Annotated in this window: 16 protein-coding genes; 6 read left to right on the top strand and 10 right to left on the bottom strand. The window is 60.9% G+C overall.

Going from position 1 to position 18,449, the window contains the following annotated elements; genetic code table 11:
* Positions 1–6 precede the first annotated feature (6 nt).
* Positions 7–1,359, bottom strand: a complete 1,353-nt coding sequence (glpT, locus tag LOC22_RS03315) for a glycerol-3-phosphate transporter (RefSeq protein ID WP_003859423.1) — start codon at positions 1,357–1,359, stop codon at positions 7–9.
* Between the two features lie 250 nt (positions 1,360–1,609).
* Between glpT and glpA the strand changes: the two genes are divergently transcribed.
* The 3 genes from glpA to glpC are packed head-to-tail and all read left to right on the top strand — an operon-like array spanning position 1,610 to position 5,632.
* A complete protein-coding gene (gene glpA / locus LOC22_RS03320; RefSeq protein WP_230239354.1) occupies positions 1,610–3,238 on the top strand; it encodes an anaerobic glycerol-3-phosphate dehydrogenase subunit A in 1,629 nt (542 codons plus the stop codon).
* A complete protein-coding gene (gene glpB, locus LOC22_RS03325; protein WP_193547886.1) occupies positions 3,228–4,445 on the top strand; it encodes a glycerol-3-phosphate dehydrogenase subunit GlpB in 1,218 nt (405 codons plus the stop codon). The genes glpA and glpB overlap by 11 nt, the downstream gene beginning before the upstream one ends.
* On the top strand, positions 4,442–5,632 hold the full coding sequence (glpC, locus tag LOC22_RS03330) for an anaerobic glycerol-3-phosphate dehydrogenase subunit GlpC (RefSeq protein ID WP_063404177.1): 1,191 nt from the start codon (positions 4,442–4,444) through the stop codon (positions 5,630–5,632). The genes glpB and glpC overlap by 4 nt, the downstream gene beginning before the upstream one ends.
* A 31-nt stretch (positions 5,633–5,663) precedes the next feature.
* Here the strand turns inward: glpC and LOC22_RS03335 are convergent, their stop codons facing one another.
* The 4 genes from LOC22_RS03335 to tctD all read right to left on the bottom strand — a co-directional run bounded on the left by LOC22_RS03335 (position 5,664) and on the right by tctD (position 9,700).
* Positions 5,664–6,863 (bottom strand): nicotinamide mononucleotide deamidase-related protein YfaY, encoded by a 1,200-nt coding sequence (locus LOC22_RS03335; RefSeq protein ID WP_047737441.1) that lies wholly within the window; start codon positions 6,861–6,863, stop codon positions 5,664–5,666.
* A 94-nt stretch (positions 6,864–6,957) separates the two neighbouring features.
* Positions 6,958–7,500, bottom strand: coding sequence for a YfaZ family outer membrane protein (locus tag LOC22_RS03340; protein WP_003859436.1), 543 nt, complete (start codon positions 7,498–7,500; stop codon positions 6,958–6,960).
* Between the two features lie 129 nt (positions 7,501–7,629).
* A complete protein-coding gene (locus LOC22_RS03345; protein WP_047737444.1) occupies positions 7,630–9,039 on the bottom strand; it encodes a sensor histidine kinase in 1,410 nt (469 codons plus the stop codon).
* On the bottom strand, positions 9,026–9,700 hold the full coding sequence (gene tctD / locus LOC22_RS03350; RefSeq protein ID WP_006811361.1) for a transcriptional regulator TctD: 675 nt from the start codon (positions 9,698–9,700) through the stop codon (positions 9,026–9,028). Before tctD ends, LOC22_RS03345 begins: the two co-directional genes overlap by 14 nt.
* Positions 9,701–9,852: 152 nt before the next feature.
* On the opposite strand from tctD, the gene LOC22_RS03355 reads away from it, so the two are divergent.
* From LOC22_RS03355 to LOC22_RS03365, 3 genes are read left to right on the top strand one after another with little or no spacing between them, the layout of a single operon-like run.
* A complete protein-coding gene (locus LOC22_RS03355) occupies positions 9,853–10,833 on the top strand; it encodes a Bug family tripartite tricarboxylate transporter substrate binding protein (RefSeq protein ID WP_006811363.1) in 981 nt (326 codons plus the stop codon).
* Positions 10,834–10,844: 11 nt separating this feature from the next.
* The gene (locus LOC22_RS03360; protein WP_003859443.1) at positions 10,845–11,276 is read left to right on the top strand and encodes a tripartite tricarboxylate transporter TctB family protein; all 432 of its coding nucleotides are present in this window, start codon (positions 10,845–10,847) and stop codon (positions 11,274–11,276) included.
* Positions 11,277–11,287: 11 nt separating this feature from the next.
* Positions 11,288–12,802: a tripartite tricarboxylate transporter permease gene (locus tag LOC22_RS03365; protein ID WP_230239355.1), complete on the top strand. Its 1,515-nt coding sequence runs from the start codon at positions 11,288–11,290 to the stop codon at positions 12,800–12,802.
* Here the strand turns inward: LOC22_RS03365 and menE are convergent, their stop codons facing one another.
* Genes menE through menD form a run of 5 tightly spaced genes read right to left on the bottom strand, consistent with a single transcriptional unit; the run spans position 12,803 to position 18,423 of the window.
* Entirely contained in the window at positions 12,803–14,164 is a 1,362-nt protein-coding gene (gene menE, locus LOC22_RS03370) for an o-succinylbenzoate--CoA ligase (protein ID WP_047737450.1), read from the bottom strand.
* A complete protein-coding gene (menC, locus tag LOC22_RS03375) occupies positions 14,161–15,126 on the bottom strand; it encodes an o-succinylbenzoate synthase (protein ID WP_230239356.1) in 966 nt (321 codons plus the stop codon). The genes menE and menC overlap by 4 nt, the downstream gene beginning before the upstream one ends.
* Positions 15,126–15,983, bottom strand: coding sequence for a 1,4-dihydroxy-2-naphthoyl-CoA synthase (gene menB, locus LOC22_RS03380; RefSeq protein WP_003859452.1), 858 nt, complete (start codon positions 15,981–15,983; stop codon positions 15,126–15,128). Before menB ends, menC begins: the two co-directional genes overlap by 1 nt.
* A complete protein-coding gene (menH, locus tag LOC22_RS03385) occupies positions 15,980–16,756 on the bottom strand; it encodes a 2-succinyl-6-hydroxy-2,4-cyclohexadiene-1-carboxylate synthase (protein ID WP_064489643.1) in 777 nt (258 codons plus the stop codon). Before menH ends, menB begins: the two co-directional genes overlap by 4 nt.
* Positions 16,753–18,423: a 2-succinyl-5-enolpyruvyl-6-hydroxy-3-cyclohexene-1-carboxylic-acid synthase gene (gene menD / locus LOC22_RS03390; RefSeq protein ID WP_040117897.1), complete on the bottom strand. Its 1,671-nt coding sequence runs from the start codon at positions 18,421–18,423 to the stop codon at positions 16,753–16,755. Before menD ends, menH begins: the two co-directional genes overlap by 4 nt.
* Positions 18,424–18,449: the final 26 nt, after the last annotated feature.

Genomic DNA, 18,449 nt, shown 5'->3' on the forward strand with positions numbered 1-18,449 from the left:
TGCTCCTTATTGACGACGCGCCAGCACTTCGGCGTGGTGACGTTTTTCACCAATCATCACAACAACCAGCAGCAGAACAGCCAGCACGCTGCCGCCAATCATCACCATAAAGCCGCCGTCCCAGCCGAAGAAGTCGACGGTGTAACCGACGATGGCACTTGCCGCCACTGAACCGCCGAGGTAGCCAAACAGACCGGTAAAGCCTGCCGCCGTGCCTGCCGCTTTCTTCGGCGCCAGCTCCAGGGCATGCAGACCAATCAGCATAACCGGACCATAAATCAGGAAGCCGATGACGATCATACAGGCCATATCCACACCCGGATTCCCCGGCGGGTTAAGCCAGTAAACGACCGTCGCGATGGTGACCAGCGTCATAAAGAACACGCCCGTCGCCCCACGGTTGCCCTTAAACACTTTGTCCGACATCCAGCCACAGATCAGCGTGCCGGGAATGCCAGCGTATTCATACAGGAAATAAGCCCAGGAGGATTTATCCAGCGCGAAGTGCTTCACCTCTTTCAGGTAGGTTGGCGACCAGTCGAGAATGCCGTAACGCAGCAGGTAGACAAATACGTTTGCCACCGCGATGTACCACAGCAGCTTGTTCGGCAGCACGTACTTCATGAAGATCTGCTTTGCCGTCAGCTCTTCTTCGTGCTTCTCGCTGTAATCATCCGGGTAGTCGTTTTTGTACTCTTCAATCGGCGGCAGGCCGCAGGACTGTGGGGTGTCGCGCATCAGAGCGAAAGCGATAATCGCCACCAGAATGGCGCCAAAGGCTGGCATATAGAGCGCGGCATGCCAGTCGTTGAACCAGGCCATCCCCAGCAGGAACAGCAGCGGCGGAAGCCCGCCCCCGACGTTATGTGCGCAGTTCCACACAGATACAATTCCACCACGCTCTTTCTGTGACCACCAGTGAACCATGGTGCGTCCGCATGGCGGCCACCCCATCCCCTGGAACCAGCCGCAGAGGAACAGCAGCACGAACATGATGGCAATGCTGGAGGTCGCCCACGGCACAAAGCCCATGAACAGCATCACCGCTGCCGCGAGGATCAGGCCGGCGGGCAGGAACACGCGCGGATTCGAACGATCCGACACCGACCCCATAATGAACTTCGAAAAACCGTACGCGATGGAGATCCCCGACAGCGCAAATCCCAGATCGCCGCGAGAGAAGCCCTGCTCCACCAGGTACGGCATGGCGAGCGCAAAGTTTTTACGTACCAGATAGTACGCCGCATACCCGAAGAAGATCCCGAGGAAGATTTGCCAACGCAGACGGCGGTAGAGAGGATCAATCTCTGCCTCTGGCAGTCGCGCCCGATGTGGCGCAGGTTTAAAGATACTGAGCATAACAGCCTCCGTGGCCTTTCAAAAAATGACCGGGCATCTCGCGCCCGGCTACAGAGGCGGCGATGTTAAGAAATCACGGTGAATGTTACTGTGAATCAACGCACAGATTGTTACAGAAATATGACAGAATGCGCAAAAAAGCGCATGAAATCACGTTTCACTTTCGAATTTCGCGCGTTTATGTTCGAAATCAAACAAACCACACGATCAATGTGGCTAAATGCTAAAAAACGAACATAGAGGAAAGGCAATGACAATTCACGATCCACGCTTCAGCGATGTGATTATCATTGGCGGTGGCGCGACGGGTGCCGGCATCGCACGCGACTGCGCCCTGCGGGGATTGAGCGTCACGCTTCTGGAACGCCACGATATCGCCACCGGCGCGACGGGACGTAATCACGGTCTGTTGCACAGCGGCGCCCGCTATGCGGTCACTGACGCTGAGTCAGCACGCGAGTGTATCGCTGAAAACCAGATCCTCAGGGGCATCGCTCGCCACTGCGTTGAACCGACCAACGGTCTTTTTATCACCCTTCCAGAAGATGACCTCGGCTTTCAGCAAACCTTTATCACCGCCTGCACGGCGGCAGGCATTCAGGCCGAGGCGATCGATCCTGCGCAGGCGCGCCGTCTTGAACCCTCGGTAAACCCGGCGTTACTGGGCGCGGTAAAAGTACCGGACGGAACCGTTGATCCTTTCCGCCTGACCGCCGCCAATATGCTCGACGCGCGGGAACATGGCGCCCGGATCCTGACCGGGCATCACGTCACCGGGCTTATTCGTGAAGGTAATAGCGTGCGCGGGGTGCGCGTGTTTGATGCGCAGTACAATGAACACCGCGAGCTGTATGCCGCCGTCGTGGTCAACGCGGCGGGGATCTGGGGCCAGCGCATCGCGGAATACGCGGACCTGTCGGTGCGCATGTTCCCGGCGAAAGGCTCGCTGCTGATCCTCGACCACCGCATCAATAACCATGTCATCAACCGCTGCCGTAAACCGTCCGACGCCGATATCCTCGTGCCGGGGGACACCATTTCGTTAATCGGCACGACCTCAATGCATGTGGACTACAGCGAAATTGATTACAACCGCGTCACCGCAGAAGAGGTGGATATCCTGCTGCGCGAAGGGGAAAAGCTGGCCCCGGTGATGGCGCAGACGCGTATTCTGCGTGCCTACGCGGGCGTGCGTCCCCTTGTCGCCAGCGATAACGATCCGAGCGGGCGTAACGTCAGCCGCGGCATCGTGCTGCTCGATCACGCCGAACGCGACGGCATGGACGGGTTTATCACCATTACCGGCGGCAAGCTGATGACCTACCGGCTGATGGCCCAGTGGGCCACCGATGCCGTCTGCCGTAAGCTCGGCAACACCGCACCGTGCGTGACGGCGGAACAGGCTCTGCCCGGCTCGCAGCAATCGACAGAAAAAACGCTGCACAAAATCATTTCACTCCCTGCCCCGCTTCGCGGTTCGGCGATTTACCGTCACGGCGACCGCACCCCAACCTGGCTCGGTGAAGGGCGACTCAGCCGCAGCCTGGTGTGCGAATGCGAAGCCGTGACCGCAGGCGAGGTGCAGTATGCCGTGGAAAACCTGACGGTGAACAACCTGCTCGATTTACGCCGCCGCACGCGCGTCGGGATGGGCACCTGTCAGGGGGAACTGTGCGCCTGCCGTGCCGCCGGGCTGCTGCAACGTTTTCACGCCACCACGTCAACCCAGTCGCTTGCCCAGCTCAGCGATTTTTTAAACGAGCGCTGGAAAGGCATTCAGCCCGTCGCCTGGGGCGATGCCCTGCGCGAAAGCGAGTTTACCCGCTGGGTCTATCAGGGGCTTTGCGGTCTGGAGAAGGAGCACAACCATGAAATTTGATACCGTGATTGTGGGTGGGGGACTGGCGGGCCTGCTGTGCGGCCTCAAACTGACGCAGCGGGGTCTGCGCTGCGCCATTGTCACTCGCGGTCAGAGTGCCCTGCACTTCTCTTCCGGCTCGCTGGATTTACTGGGCGCGCTATCTTTCGCCGATCTGCCGCCTGAACATCCCTACCGCCTGACGGGCGCAGAGAATATGGCCCGCTTTGCCTGCGAAACCGAACACCTGCTCACCACCTGCGGCGCACGCATGCAGGGTGACGCCGAGCAAAATCATCAGCGCGTCACGCCGCTCGGCACCCTGCGCGCCGCCTGGCTTAGCCCGGAAGAGGTGCCTGTCGCCCCCATCGCTGCCGAGCGCGTGCGGGTGGTGGGGATCAGCGGCTTCCTCGATTTCCAGCCGCATCTGGCCGCCGCGTCTCTCAGACAGCAGGGTGTTCAGGTGGATACGGCGGAGATTGATCTCCCCGAACTCGACGTGCTGCGCGAAAACCCCAGCGAGTTTCGTGCGGTGAACATTGCCCGCCTGCTGGATAATGAAAGTTACTGGCCGCAGCTGTACGCGGCGCTTCAACCGCTCGGCGAGACCTGCGACGCCCTGTTTATGCCCGCCTGTTTTGGCTTAACGGACAACCGGCTCTGGCGCTGGCTCTCGGCGCGCCTGCCCTGTACGCTCGGTTTACTGCCGACGCTCCCCCCTTCCGTGCCCGGCATTCGTCTGCACACCCAGCTTCAGCGTCAGTTTGTTGCCCAGGGTGGCGTCTGGATGGCAGGCGACGAGGTGAAAAAAATCACCCTGGCTGAGGGCGCGGTAAGCGAAATCTGGACCCGCAACCACGGCGACATCCCGCTTCGCGCACGCTTTACGGTGCTGGCAAGCGGCAGTTTCTTCAGTAACGGTCTGCTGAGCAGCCGGGATGGCGTGCGTGAGGCGATCCTCGGTCTGGACGTCCGGCAAAGCGCTTCCCGCGCGGACTGGTATCAAAGCGATTTCTTCACCCCGCAGCCCTGGCAGCAGTTCGGCGTGATCGTCGACAGCCAACTGCGCCCGCGGCTGGGCGGGGAACCGTTTGAAAATCTTTACGCCATCGGCTCGGTTCTGGGCGGATACGATCCCGTGGCGCAGGGCTGCGGTGGCGGCGTCTGCGCCGTCACTGCGCTGCATGTCGCGGAGCAGATTATCCAGCGCAGGGAGGGAGCACAATGAACGACACCCGATTTGAAAGCTGTATCAAATGCACGGTCTGCACCACGGTTTGCCCGGTCAGCGGCGTCGATCCGCGCTATCCCGGCCCGAAACAGGCCGGTCCCGACGGGGAGCGTCTGCGCCTGAAGGATGGCGCGCTCTACGACGAGGCGCTGAAATACTGTATCAACTGTAAACGCTGCGAAGTTGCCTGCCCGTCGGACGTGAAAATAGGCGATATCATCCAGCGCGCCCGCGCCCGCTACAGTACGCAAAAACCGACGCTGCGTGACGCGATACTGAGCCACACCGATCTGATGGGTAGCCTCTCGACGCCTTTCGCGCCGGTCGTCAATGCCGCCACCGCCCTGAAGCCGGTGCGCAGGCTGCTGGATGCGACGCTCAAAATCGACCATCACCGCAGTCTGCCGAAATATTCTCACGGCACCTTCCGCCGCTGGTTTAAATCCGTGGCGGCAGAACAGGCGCAGTTCGCTGAGCAGGTCGCCTTCTTCCACGGCTGCTACGTGAACTACAACCATCCGCAGCTGGGGAAAGACCTGCTGAAAGTGCTGAACGCCATGGGAACGGGCGTTCAGCTGCTGAGCAAAGAAAAGTGCTGCGGCGTTCCGCTGATTGCCAACGGCTTCATCGACAAAGCGCGCAAGCAGGCGAGCAGCAACGTCACCTCTTTACGTGAGGCGATCGTCGACAAAGGGATACCGGTACTGGCGACGTCGTCAACCTGTACCTTCACGCTGCGCGATGAATATCCGCATCTGCTGGAGGTGGATAACACCGGCCTGCGCGAGCACATTGAGCTGGCGACCCGTTTTCTCTGGCGCAAACTGGACAGCGGGCAGACGTTACCGCTGGGCAAATTGCCGCTGAAGGTGGTGTATCACACGCCATGTCATATGGAGAAGATGGGCTGGTCGATCTATACGCTTGAGCTTCTGCGGCTGATCCCCGGGCTGGAGCTGACGGTGCTGGACTCACGCTGCTGCGGCATCGCAGGCACGTACGGCTTCAAGCGTGAAAACTACCCAACGTCACAGGCCATTGGCGCACCGCTGTTCCGGCAGATTGAAGAGAGCGGCGCAGATATCGTGGTGACGGACTGCGAAACCTGCAAGTGGCAGATCGAGATGTCCACCAGCAAACGCTGTGAACATCCCATTACCTTGCTGGCAAAAGCGCTGGCGTAACCGTTGCCGGGGACACGGCCCCGGCACACTCTCACTCCACGAACAGCGATTCGACGACGTTGATCCAGCCGTGCTCGCTGGCGACCTCTTTCCCGTTCAGCCAGCGGCGCAGCATGTTCAGTGCCATCATCGCGTACACCTCCTGACGCACGGCCAGGCTGTGGCGGGTAATGCTCATCCTGACCCGCAGGGCGTGCGTCCCTTCCGGCGTTGCAAGGGCAAAGTTGAGATGCTCCTCATCCAGCCCGCCCACAAACAGCGCCAGCCCGGCGAAATGCTTCACTCTGCGCTCGGACGCCCAGCGCGCGGTCTGCGCCAGCGTCTCCTGCTGGAACGGCACCACTTCACTGGCCAGCAGCGGCGCACCCGCCCGGGTAAGCTGAAGCGCCAGAAGCCCACCGGTAAACTGCTCGCTTAACGTCACGCTCAGCTGGCGGGACTGCAAATGCGCTGCGATCTGCGCCGGCAGCCCTTCCGTTCCTTCGAAAATCAGGCTTTCCCCGGCGACGCGCTGCACTTCCGGCCACAGCGCCAGCATGGCGGCTTTCTCTGACGCCGGTCCGGTCAGCTTCAGTTCAATAATCGGCATGGAGGAGCGATAGCCCATCGACACGCCAGGAGGCAGTTGCAGGTGATCGAGGCTCTGGGCCAGATCGCTTTCCGAGCGACCAAAGGTGGTCAGACGCAGGCACAGCGGCGGTTCAGGCAGCGTAAAGCGCGCGCGCAGGCGCGGCAGGATCTGCTGCTCGACCATCACTTTAAATTCCGACGGGACGCCCGGGGTGAAGAACATCAGGCAGCGGTTCAGCTGAACGGCAAACCCGCAGGCGGTGCCGACCGGGTTATCAATCAGTTCCGCGCTGGCGGGAATTTCAGCCTGCTTGCGGTTGCTGGGGGCCATCACGCGGCCACGCCCGGAGAAAAAGCGCTCCATCTGTGCCAGCCACGCCTCGTGCAGAACCAGGCCTTCGCCTTTGGCCGTGGCGGCGGCCAGCGCGCTGAGATCGTCGCTGGTGGGTCCCAGCCCGCCGTTCACAATCAGCACGTCGCAGCGTTCGCTGCGCTCGCGCAGAACGTTGACCAGCGACTCAAGATTGTCACCTACGGTGTTGCGGCGCGTTAACGGTAATCCTTGCTCAAAGAAGAGATCGGCGAGCCAGGCGGCATTGGTATCAATGATTTGCCCATGCAGCACTTCGTCGCCAGTGGATAACATTTCCACATTTATCATTGTGTTCTCCCATTTCAATGGTCAAAACACTATAGCGCAATCGAAGACCGGGGGAAGAGAGAAACTGGCGCGACTGAACGCCGCGCCGAGAGGATTAGAAACCGGCGCTCACGCCGACGTACGGACCGTCTGCCAGGGCGTTGTCGCGGTTGCCGTCTTTACCGGCCAGGTTCAGATAGCGATAGCCCGCTTCGATGGTGATCGGACGCATGATGGTCCAGCGCGCGCCGGCATTAGCTTCCTGATAGCTGTCGATACCGCTGGAGAGGGAATCCGGGGAGTAGTAGTACTCACCGAACAGGCCAAAGCTGTCGCCAATTTTCCACTGCAAGCCGCCACCCACTGCCGCCGCGTAGCCTTCGTCGCCGTCGTTCGGGTTGGTGTAAATGCCTTTACCGCCGACGGTCGCCAGGAAGGGACCCAACGGCACGTTGAAGCCGAGGCCCAGGCTTGCCGCATCCCCATCGTCGTCGTTGTGCGTCCAGCCGCCGGTCATTGCCAGGCCTGCGCTATCCGTGCCAAGACCAAAGCCCAGATGGGTATAATCTTGTCCCGCCGAGCCGTTGAAGGAAATTGCGTTTGCCGCTGCTGAAACAAACATCAGGCCGCTTAAGCCCATTAATGCCACTTTTTTCATTGTCGTGATCCCGCACAATTTATTCAGAGATGTCCAAAAACCGCGAGATTTTAACCTGACTGCCTGTGTGATCAATGGACTCCGCGTGCGGCGGGCAATTAGTTTGTAACGATTTGATAATATCGGCATTTATACCAGCATCAGAAAGCGCATTTTCACGCTCAGCCCACCCAGATTTTCACTGGGCATCAGCTGAAGATGGCTGCGGTGCAGGCGGGCAATATCGTTAGCCAGCGCCAGGCCAATGCCGGACCCGGCGGCATCGCCCACGTTATCCAGCCGATGAAACGGCAGCATGGCCTGGGAGATCTGGTCTTCAGCAATGCCCGGTCCGCTGTCCTCCACGCTCAGCTCAACGGCATCGTTAGCCGTGCGCAGGTACACCGTCACGACGCCCTGCTCCGGCGTGTATTTGATCGCGTTCTCCAGCAGGTTGGCGCAAAGTTCGCCCAGCAGCACGTCATCCCCCTCAATCATTACCGGCTGCTGTACGCCGTCATAACCGAGATCGATACCCTTACTTCGCGCCTGCGCCAGCCGGGAAAAGCAGCAGTTTTGCACCACCTGTACCAGATCGACAGGCGCAAACTGTCGCTCCCCCTGCTCTTTTCGCTTCACCGCCGAAAGCTGCAACAGCCTTTCCGTCAGCACGATGGTGTTATCCAGCGTGACGTTCATCGCCCGTAAGCTCTCCTGCCACAGCGCCGGATCGTCACGCGTCAGGGCAACCGATACCTGGGTTTTCAGCACCGCCAGCGGCGTTTTGAGCTGGTGTGAGGCGTCGGCATTAAAGCGCGCCTGCCGCGAAAGCACGCCGCGCAACCTGTCGATATAGCGGTTAAATGCCACAATCAGCAGCCGCGTTTCCGACCAGGGCAGCAGCTCCGGCAGCGGGGCCAGCAGCCCGGGCTCACGGCGCACCATCAGCGAAGAGAGCTGCCGCATCGGGCGCAGCACGCGACGCAGCAGCCAGGCGGTCAGGACCAGCGTCAGCAGCACCAGCAGCCCCTGCGACACGAGCGAGGAAAACAGCAGCTGAGTGGCCAGATAGCGCCGCGACTGCAACGTTTCGGCGACGTAGATCTCCGCCATCCCGAACACACTGTCCTCGTTAACCGGCTGGAGCAGCTTAGCCACGCGGATCGCCTGCCCGCGATACTCGGTATGATAAAACCACGCCAGCGCCGGATAGTGTGTAGTGCGCGACGTGGAGGGAGGCATATTCGGCAGATCGTCGTAGCCGGAGATCGTCCGCCCGTCAGGGTCCACGACCTTGTAATAGAGGCGATCGTTCATGTTCAGCTCGAAGCTGTCGAGCACGACCCAGGGCACGTTCACCTGGAGCTTGCCGTTGTGCACCACCAGCCGCTCTGACACCGTGCGCGCCGAGGATAACAGCGTGCGGTCATAGGCCTGCGTCGCCGCCTGTAACGCGCTAACGTAGCTGTTAAAGGCTGACAGCCCCCATAACAGCAGCAGCGGCAAACCCAGAAAAAGCAAAAGTTGCAGGTAAAGCGACTGCGGCTTAACCCACCTCATCGCCGCACTCCAGCACGTAGCCCAGCCCCCGGAGGGTAATGATCCGCACCCCGCTGCCGGTCAGCTTCTTACGCAGGCGGTGAATATAGAGATCGATGCTCTCGGGGCTGACGTCGTCGTTCAGGCTGAATACCTGGTCGAAAAGCTGTTGCCGGGAGACGGGACGGGTCCGGCGGTGCATCAGCACCTTCAGCAAAGAGAGTTCGCGCGGCGTGAGGGAAAGGGGTTCATCGCGCAGCAGAAAAAAGCCTTCATCATCGTACTCCAGCTCTCCCAGCCGCTGGCGCTCCTGGGTTCGTCCTTCGCTGCGGCGCAGCAGCGCGCGCAGGCGGGCATCAAGCTCCTCCAGCTCGAACGGTTTCGGCAGGTAGTCATCCGCCCCGGCATTCAGCCCCTTCACCCTGTCTGCCACGTTGCTGCGGGCGGTAAGAAACAGCACCGGCAGCGTCTGCCCGCGCTTTCTCAGGCGATGCACCACCTCCAGCCCGTCGAAGCCGGGCATACCGATATCAAGGATCGCGACGGCATAGTTTTCTCCCTGCAAAAGATGATCGGCCGCCCGTCCATCATTGACGCAATCCACGGCAAATCCGTTTTGTACCAGCGCTTTTTCCAGCCAGTGAGCCAGCTCACGATTATCTTCCGCGAGTAAGAGACGCATATCACATCCTGTAAAGTTGGTGTCGCAGTGAAAGGGAAATGAAAGGTTATTGTTTTAACAATCACGCAACGGAACCGCTACAAGGTGGTTCACATAATCAGAAAAAATACACCCGTACCCGTACTCCCGGTTCTCCGGCGTGAGGATAAACGATGAAAAAACAATTACTTTCTACCCTTGCTGCAAGCGTATTGCTGTTGAGTGCCTCTGTCGTCCAGGCGCAGGACGCGCCATCCCGTACCGAATGTATCGCCCCGGCCAAACCCGGCGGCGGCTTCGACCTGACCTGCAAGCTGATTCAGGTCAGCCTGCTGGAGACGAAGGCCATTGAAAAACCGATGCGCGTCACCTACATGCCCGGCGGCGTGGGCGCGGTAGCCTATAACGCCATCGTCGCGCAGCGCCCTGCCGAAGCGGGCACCGTGGTGGCCTTCTCCGGCGGTTCGCTGCTAAACCTGTCGCAGGGGAAATTTGGTCGTTATGACGTGAATGACGTGCGCTGGCTCGCCACCGTAGGCACCGATTACGGCATGATCGCCGTGCGCGCGGACTCCCCGTGGAAATCCCTGAAAGATCTGCTGACCGCCATGGAAAAAGATCCGAACAGCGTGGTCATTGGCGCGGGCGCCTCTATCGGCAGCCAGGACTGGATGAAAGCCGCGCTGCTGGCGCAGCAGGCCAAAGTGGATCCGCACAAGATGCGTTACGTGGCCTTTGAAGGCGGCGGCGAGCCGGTGACGGCGCTGATGGGCAATCACGTCCAGGCGGTATCGGGCGATCTCAGCGAAATGGTGCCCTACCTGAGCGGGGATAAGATCCGCGTGCTGGCGGTCTTCTCGGAAAACCGTCTGCCGGGCCAGCTGGCAGACGTCCCAACCGCTAAAGAGCAGGGTTATAACCTGGTCTGGCCGATCATCCGCGGCTTCTTCGTCGGGCCAAAAGTGACCGACGCCGAGTACCAGTGGTGGGTGGATACCTTCGCAAAACTTCAGCAAACCGAGGAGTTCAAAAAACAGCGCGATCTGCGCGGGCTGTTTGAGTTCAACCTGAACGGCAAGCAGCTGGACGAGTATGTCAAAAAACAGGTGAATGACTACCGAGAACAGGCGAAAGCCTTTGGTCTGGCGAAATAACCGGAGGCGCTATGAGCGATCGCATTTTTGCCGGGATATGGCTGCTGCTCTGCATTGGCGGCATGTTCGTCGCCTGGCAGATCCACAGCGAATACAGCTATGAACCCGTGGGGCCACGCCCCTTCCCCGTCGGCATTGTCGGCCTGATGCTGCTCTGTTCGGTGGCGCTGCTGCTGCGCCATCCGGATACCGTGGAGTGGCCGCCACGCCGTACGCTGCAACGTCTGCTGGTAATGGTAATTGTCCTGCTGATGTATGCGTGGGGCTTTGAGTGGCTCGGCTTCCCGATTGCCACCGCCCTGCTGACGATGGTGATTGGCATACTGTTTAACGCCTCGCTGCCTGCGGCGGGGATCTCCGGGGTCGTACTGGGCATTTTACTCTGGTACGCCTTCGACCGCCTGCTGGACGTGACCCTGCCGCTCGGCGCATGGTTTAACTAACGGAGCACGCTATGGATACCTGGATCTATCTCTCTCAGGGGTTCGCGGTAGCGATGACCCCGGAAAACCTGGTGATCGCCCTGATCGGCTGTTTCGTCGGGACCATCGTCGGCCTGCTGCCGGGCCTTGGCCCTATCAACGGCGTGGCGATTTTACTGCCGCTGGCCTTTGCGCTGCACCTGCCTGCGGAATCGGCGCTGATCCTGCTGGCGACGGTCTATATCGGCTGCGAATACGGGGGGCGTATTTCCTCGATTCTGCTTAACGTGCCCGGTGATGCCGCCGCCATTATGACCGCGCTGGATGGCTACCCGATGGCGCAGCAGGGGCGCGGCGGCGTGGCGCTCTCTATTTCTGCCGTCAGCTCGTTCTTTGGCTCCATGATCGCCATTGGCGGCATCATCCTCTTCGCCCCGGCGCTGGCCCAGTGGTCGCTGGCGTTTGGTCCGGCCGAGTATTTTGCCCTGATGGTGTTCGCCATCGCCTGTCTCGGCAGCATGATGGCGCAGAATCCGCTGAAGTCGTTTTTGTCTGCGTTGATTGGCCTCAGTCTGGCGACCGTCGGCGTGGATGCCAACACCGGGGTTTATCGTTTTACCTTCGACAGCGTTCATCTCTCCGACGGCGTGCAGTTTATCGTCGTGGTGATTGGTCTGTTCTCTGTCTCAGAAATCTTACTGATGCTGGAGCATACCAGCAGCGGGAAGACGCTGGTGCGTAAAACCGGACGTATGCTCTTTAATGCCAAAGAGGGGGCGCAGTGTATTGGCGCCACCCTGCGTTCGTCGGTGATCGGTTTCTTCGTCGGCATTCTGCCCGGCGCGGGGGCTACTATCGCCAGCGCTATCACCTACATGACCGAGAAAAAGCTGAGCGGTAACAGCGACAGCTTCGGCAAAGGCGATATCCGCGGCGTGGCGGCGCCGGAGGCGGCGAATAACGCCTCGGCCTGCGGCTCGTTTATCCCGATGCTGACCCTCGGCGTGCCGGGCTCCGGCACCACGGCGGTAATGATGGGCGCGCTGACGCTCTATAACATCACCCCGGGTCCGGCGATGTTTACCGAGCAGCCCGATATCGTCTGGGGTTTAATTGCCGCCCTGCTGATCGCCAACGTGATGTTGCTGGTAATGAACATCCCGCTGATCGGCCTGTTCACCCGCATGCTGACCATTCCCCTGTGGTTCCTGGTCCCGGCCATCGCCGCCGTCTCTGCGGTTGGGGTGTACGCGGTGCACAGCACCACCTTCGACCTGGTGTTGATGGTGCTGCTCGGCGTGCTGGGCTACATTCTGCGCAAGATGCACTTCCCGATGTCGCCGCTGATTTTAGGGTTTGTGCTGGGGGAAATGCTGGAGCAGAACCTGCGCCGCGCCCTCTCCATCAGCAATGGCAACATGGGGATCCTGTGGGAGAGCAGCGTGACGAAGATCCTGCTGGCAATGGCGATTATGGTGATTGTCGTGCCGCCGGCGCTGCGCTGGATCCGCCGACGCCAGCACAAACCGCAGCCGGATATCGGTTGATTAGCCCCTCAACAGGGCATTGACCCACTGCTTTAACGCCTGGCGGGAGATTTTAATCCCGCCATTTTTCAGTTCTGACGGCAGCGCCAGCCAGTGTACCGGCTGCTCAAAGCGCGCCAGCCTGCCCTGAACCCACTCCGGCAGCAGCGTGATATCCGTGCCCGGCTCGCATTCCACTACCGCCACCGGACGTTGCCCGTACTCGGCATCATCCAGCGGAACGACAAACGCCTGGCTTACCTGCGGATGCGTGGCGATAACGCGCTCCAGCGCTTCGGGCTGGATCCCTTCTCCACCGCTGAAAAAGAGATTGTCCATTCGGCCCAGAATGGTCAGGCGTCCGTCATGCCACTCGCCGCGATCGCGGGTGGCAAACCAGCCCTGCTCATTGACCAGCGGCAATAATGCGCCGTCTCGCCAGTAGCCCGCCGCCATGCTTTCCGCCCGGAGCCAGACTTCACCGTTCACCACCCGAACGTCTCTGCCCGGCAGCGCGCTGCCCACGTCCGGCGCGCCGTCGGCCTCTTTGGCGCAGACGGTGGAGGCGAACTCGGTCAGACCGTAGCCGCAGAACGTACGGATCCCCTGCTCACGCGCATGTTCGGTCAGCGCAACGGGGATTTCCGCCCCGCCGAGCAGCACGGCTTTCAGCGCGACGGGATGGTGTGAATTAAGCAGCCGCCACAGCTGCGTTGGCACCAGCGAGGCGTGGGTACAGCCCTGTAGCGCCTGCTCCAGCGGCTGTTTTTCACGCACGGTGAGACGGCCTCCGCCCTGCAACCAGCGCCACAAAATCCCCTGACCGGAGACGTGAAACAGCGGCAGAGAGAGCAGCCAGTCGTCGCTACCGCCGTAAGGCATCAGCGCCAGCACGCCCTTTGCGCTGGCAAGGTGGGCGGCACAGGTGTGCACCGCCGCTTTCGGCAAGCCGGTGGAGCCAGAGGTGAGCGTCATTGAGGCCAGCCGTTCTGCCCGCCACGTGACGCCGCCCTGCCCCTCGCCCTCTCTTAATACCAGACCGGGCAGACCGTCATACTCACCGTTAAGCACCAGCGCAAAGCGCAGGGTCATCTGCGGCAGGAGGACGTCCAGCAGCGGACGGGGAAGCTGAGGGTTCACCGGCAAAATGCGGGCACCGCACTGAAGCAGCGCCAGCCAGGCCAGCAGGGTCTGCGGGTGGTTGTGGGCGAGCAGCATGACGCCGTCACCGTCCGTAACGCCCTGAGACTGAAAACCGGCTGCGAGACGATCGATACGCTCGCCCAGCTGAGACCAGCTGAGCGTTACATCGTCTAAACGCAGCGCGGGTTTATTGGCACGCCGGGTGCGCCAGTGCCGCCACGGCCAGTCGGTAAAACTCATCGCAATGGCTCCAGCGCCCCGACGTCGAGGCACTGCAAGGTGCTGCCAGGCCACTGACGAATCAACTGGGCCTGCATCAGGTTTAGCGTATCGAGACCGGGAACGGTGTCCGGCGTTAACCATGCAGCGATGCGCGCCAGCTGCGTCAGGCCGAGGCTGGATTCGATGGATGAACTGATCACCGCCGTCAGCCCTGCGGCATGGGCCGCCGCAACCTGCTCGCGCACCTTGTCGAGGCTGCCGGTCAGCGTTGGCTTAATCACCACGGCCCTGACGCCCGGCTCGGCGGCAAACGCGAAATCGGCTTCGCGCAGGCTCTCATCCCAGGCGATGGCAATGCCGGTTTCCCGGGCAAAGGCGCGCGAGTCGTCGCGCGTTTTGCACGGCTCTTCGAGAAACGCGATGCGGCTGCGGTACGCCGGGTTGACGTACTTCGCAAACTGTTGCGCCCTGAGCGGCGTCCAGGCGCGGTTGGCGTCCAGGCGCAGGTGTAGATCGGGAATGGCTTCCAGTAACAGGTTAACCACCATTCCGTCGCGCACTGCTTCGTACAGGCCAACCTTTATTTTCGCCACCTTCTCGCCAGGCATCGCGGAAAGGAGCGCGAAAAGTTCATCCGGATCGCCGGTACAGAGCGGCGCGGCGCGATAGTTCGCCGCGTCCGGCAAACTGCCGTCCAGCTCTGCCAGCGCACAGCTGATGCCGAATGCGGCGGAAGGCATGTCCGGCAGCGCCGGAGCTGCCCCCTCACGCCATTCGTACGTCCAGGCCATCAGCGCAGCCTGCGCCTCGTCCGGCGTTTCCAGGCTAAAACCCGGAAGCGGGGCGATTTCGCCCCACCCTTCCCGCTCGCCCTGCCGGAGATGCACGCAAAAGCCGTCACGGGTTTTTAACCGCCGTTCACGCAGCACCACGCCCGCGTCCATCGGTATCTGCCAGCGGTAAACCTGCGCGCAACGCATTACGGGTTCCGTTTGTATTTGCTGAAGTCCGGCTGGCGTTTTTCGTTGAACGCGTTGCGCCCTTCCTGACCCTCTTCGGTCATATAGAACAGCATGGTGGCGTTACCTGCCAGCTCCTGAAGGCCCGCCTGACCGTCACAGTCGGCGTTGAGGGCCGCTTTCAGGCAGCGCAGCGCCATTGGGCTGTTTTGCAGCATTTCGCGACACCAGCGCACGGTCTCTTTTTCCAGATCGGCGATCGGCACCACGGTGTTAACCAGCCCCATATCCAGCGCTTCCTGGGCGTTGTACTGACGGCACAGGAACCAGATTTCGCGGGCTTTTTTCTGACCGACAATGCGCGCCATATAGGACGCGCCCCAGCCGCCGTCGAAAGAGCCGACTTTCGGACCGGTCTGACCGAAAATGGCATTTTCCGCCGCGATCGTCAGGTCACACATCATGTGCAGCACGTGACCGCCGCCGATGGAATACCCTGCCACCATCGCGACCACCGGTTTTGGACAGGTGCGGATCTGGCGCTGGAAATCCAGCACGTTCAGGTGGTGCGTGCCCGCATCATCCTGGTATCCGCCGTAGTCACCGCGGACTTTCTGATCGCCGCCGGAGCAGAAGGCTTTCTCCCCTTCCCCGGTGAGGATGATGACGCCGATAGTGTCATCGTAGCGGGCATCCGCCAGCGCCTGGATCATCTCTTTTACGGTCAGCGGACGAAACGCGTTGCGCACCTGTGGACGGTTGATAGTGATTTTGGCGATACCATCGGCGGATTTGTGGTAACGAATGTCGGTGTAGCCTTCGGAGCAGTCCTGCCATTCAACCGGCGCGTAAAGCATGTGTTCATCAGGATAGATCATAGCGTGTCCTTTGTTCGATAACGCAGTATCTGAGCCAGACTCGCGGCAACAGCTTCCGGGTTGTCCCGGTGGGCGTTGTGTCCGGCGTGAGGGATAGCATGACGCGTGACGTTAAGTTCAGCGGCGATAGCTGCAAACTTCCCGTCACGTTCGCCATAGAGATAGTCAAAAGAAAAATTACGCGCGATGAGCGCGGGACGTAAATCAGGCTGAACGGCAAGCGAGGTGGCCTCCAGCATCTCTGCCAGCCTCGGGCCGTTGTTCCGGCTGCGCAGCGCGATCAGCGCCCTGCGCTGATCATCCGTAAGTGAGGCAAAGACCGGCTGTTGATACCAGTCGGCAAAGACGGCCTCCAGCGGCTCACTGCGAAACCGTGACGCCCAGCGGCGGTCAGAGATCAGCCGGGCCTGGCGCGCATCGGCGTCTTGCAGGCCCGGGTGTCCACCTTCCACCATCAGCCCGTCTAACCCCGCAGGATGCTGACAGGCATGGAACATCGCAATGCGGCCGCCGAGGGAGTACCCCACGAGCCAGTATCTTAGTATGTTGTAACTAATAAGGGTATGCGAGAGCAATTCACTTACCTCTGCAAACCCCGTCACGTCCGTATCCGCTGAACCACCGTGCCCGGGCAGGTCAATGTAGAGCCGGGGGTAGTCATGCAGCGACGCCCCGACAGCCTGCCACTCGCGACAGTCGCCGGAAAAACCGTGCAGGAAAACCAGCCAGGGGTAGCCTGGTTTTCCTGGCTGGGAGAGGCCTGCGAGGATCACAGGTGACTCACCTGCGCAAGCAGATGTTGCAGCTTCTGCGCGCCGTCAGCATCGTTTACCACCAGCTCAATCAGCGTCGCGCCAGGCTGCCGCCAGGCGGTGTTCAGCGCCGTCTCCAGCGCGTCCCAGTTTTCCGGGCGATGGTACTTCAGGCTGAACATGGCGGCGGCGTGTTCGAACTGCACGTTTTGCGGCATCAGATAGAAGCGCTCACGCTCGCTTTGCGGCGTCGGCAGCAACGAGAAAATCTGCCCGCCGTTATTGTTCACAACAATCAGCACGAACGGGGCCGACACCTGACGCAGGAGCGCCAGCGCGTTGAGATCGTAGAGGGCTGAGAGATCCCCCACAATCGCCAGCGTGGATTTCGCGCTGGCCCGCTGTACGCCAGCGGCGGTGGAGATCAGGCCGTCAATGCCGCTCGCGCCCCGGTTGCTGTACACCGGATAACCCGCCGGCAGCTGCGAAAAGGCGTCAATCAGGCGCACCACCAGGCTGTTACCGACAAAAAGTTGTCCCTGCTCGGGAAGATATTTGCGGATACGGTGCGCAAGCCCGGCTTCACTGAACGCCTCGCACTGCGTTTTGGTGAGTTCCCACGCCTGACGTGACAGCGCCGGGATCTCCACCGCCCAGGGTTTGCGTTTTTCCGCCGGATGCAATTCCAGCCAGCTGTCAATGTTGCTCACCAGGCGGCGGCCGCGATGGTGCGCCGGGTCAAGGCGTCCTTCTAGCGGATCCACCAGCCAGTACTCTTCTGGGGTACAGGTGGCCTGCCACTGGAGCAGACGCTTCCCCGTCAGGCTCGATCCCAGCTGGACGACAATCTGCGCCTGCGCCAGCTCGGTAACCGCTTTCGCGTTACCCAGCCAGAGGTCGGCGCAGGGCAGCGGCTGGCCCGTCTGGGAAAGCACGTCACCAATCAGCGGCCAGCCAAGCGTTTGTGCCCACTCCGCCGCCAGCTTGCCTTCCGCCGCACTCATCCGCCCGGCAATCACCACGCCGCGCTTCTGGCGCCAGAAGAACCAGTCGCGCTGTTTTGCGCTTTCCATATGCGTCTGCTCGCGCAGCCAGGGTTTTTCGCTCTCCCACCAGTCTCCCAGCTGCTGTTGCCAGACGAGGCCAGTATCGTTCATTTCACCGTACAGCGGCTCGGCAAACGGGCAGTTAATGTGCAGCCCGCCGCTGCGCAGTGCGTTCATGGCGTGGTCGAGGGTTGAGACCAGCCAGCTGGCGGGAATATCCTGGGTGGGGCGCGGCAACGAGACCGTCTGTGAAGGATGCGAGGCAAAAATGCCAGGCTGACGAATCGCCTGATTAGCACCGCAGTCAATAAGTTCCGGGGGACGGTCGGCAGTGAGTAAAATCAGCTTTTCGCCGGTTAATCCCGCTTCTATCAGCGCCGGATAGAGGTTCGCCACCGCCGTGCCGGAGGTGACTATCACCGCCACGGGCGCTTTGCTGACTTTCGCCAGCCCGAGCGCCAGATGGCCCAGACCCCGCTCATCAAAATGGGTGTGGTGAATAAAAGCCCGGTTTTCCGCGGCAGCAAGGGTGAGCGGCGTGGAGCGAGAGCCCGGGGCAATACACACATGCCTGACACCATGACGGGTCAGGGCTTCAAGGATCACCGCCGCCCAGCGTCGGTTAAAAGAACTTACTGACATGAGATTGTCCAGTATCAAGAATGCGA

This window comes from Enterobacter sp. AN-K1, from assembly GCF_020971765.1.
In the GTDB taxonomy this organism is placed as follows: Bacteria; Pseudomonadota; Gammaproteobacteria; order Enterobacterales; family Enterobacteriaceae; genus Enterobacter; species Enterobacter hormaechei_C.

Bases quoted from the DNA above. Each gene is read 5' to 3' on its own strand.
- glpT (WP_003859423.1), bottom strand. From the start codon at position 1,359: ATGCTCAGTATCTTTAAACCTGCGCCACATCGGGCGCGACTGCCAGAG.
- glpA (WP_230239354.1), top strand. From the start codon at position 1,610: ATGACAATTCACGATCCACGCTTCAGCGATGTGATTATCATTGGCGGT.
- glpB (WP_193547886.1), top strand. From the start codon at position 3,228: ATGAAATTTGATACCGTGATTGTGGGTGGGGGACTGGCGGGCCTGCTG.
- glpC (WP_063404177.1), top strand. From the start codon at position 4,442: ATGAACGACACCCGATTTGAAAGCTGTATCAAATGCACGGTCTGCACC.
- LOC22_RS03335 (WP_047737441.1), bottom strand. From the start codon at position 6,863: ATGATAAATGTGGAAATGTTATCCACTGGCGACGAAGTGCTGCATGGG.
- LOC22_RS03340 (WP_003859436.1), bottom strand. From the start codon at position 7,500: ATGAAAAAAGTGGCATTAATGGGCTTAAGCGGCCTGATGTTTGTTTCA.
- LOC22_RS03345 (WP_047737444.1), bottom strand. From the start codon at position 9,039: ATGAGGTGGGTTAAGCCGCAGTCGCTTTACCTGCAACTTTTGCTTTTT.
- tctD (WP_006811361.1), bottom strand. From the start codon at position 9,700: ATGCGTCTCTTACTCGCGGAAGATAATCGTGAGCTGGCTCACTGGCTG.
- LOC22_RS03355 (WP_006811363.1), top strand. From the start codon at position 9,853: ATGAAAAAACAATTACTTTCTACCCTTGCTGCAAGCGTATTGCTGTTG.
- LOC22_RS03360 (WP_003859443.1), top strand. From the start codon at position 10,845: ATGAGCGATCGCATTTTTGCCGGGATATGGCTGCTGCTCTGCATTGGC.
- LOC22_RS03365 (WP_230239355.1), top strand. From the start codon at position 11,288: ATGGATACCTGGATCTATCTCTCTCAGGGGTTCGCGGTAGCGATGACC.
- menE (WP_047737450.1), bottom strand. From the start codon at position 14,164: ATGAGTTTTACCGACTGGCCGTGGCGGCACTGGCGCACCCGGCGTGCC.
- menC (WP_230239356.1), bottom strand. From the start codon at position 15,126: ATGCGTTGCGCGCAGGTTTACCGCTGGCAGATACCGATGGACGCGGGC.
- menB (WP_003859452.1), bottom strand. From the start codon at position 15,983: ATGATCTATCCTGATGAACACATGCTTTACGCGCCGGTTGAATGGCAG.
- menD (WP_040117897.1), bottom strand. From the start codon at position 18,423: ATGTCAGTAAGTTCTTTTAACCGACGCTGGGCGGCGGTGATCCTTGAA.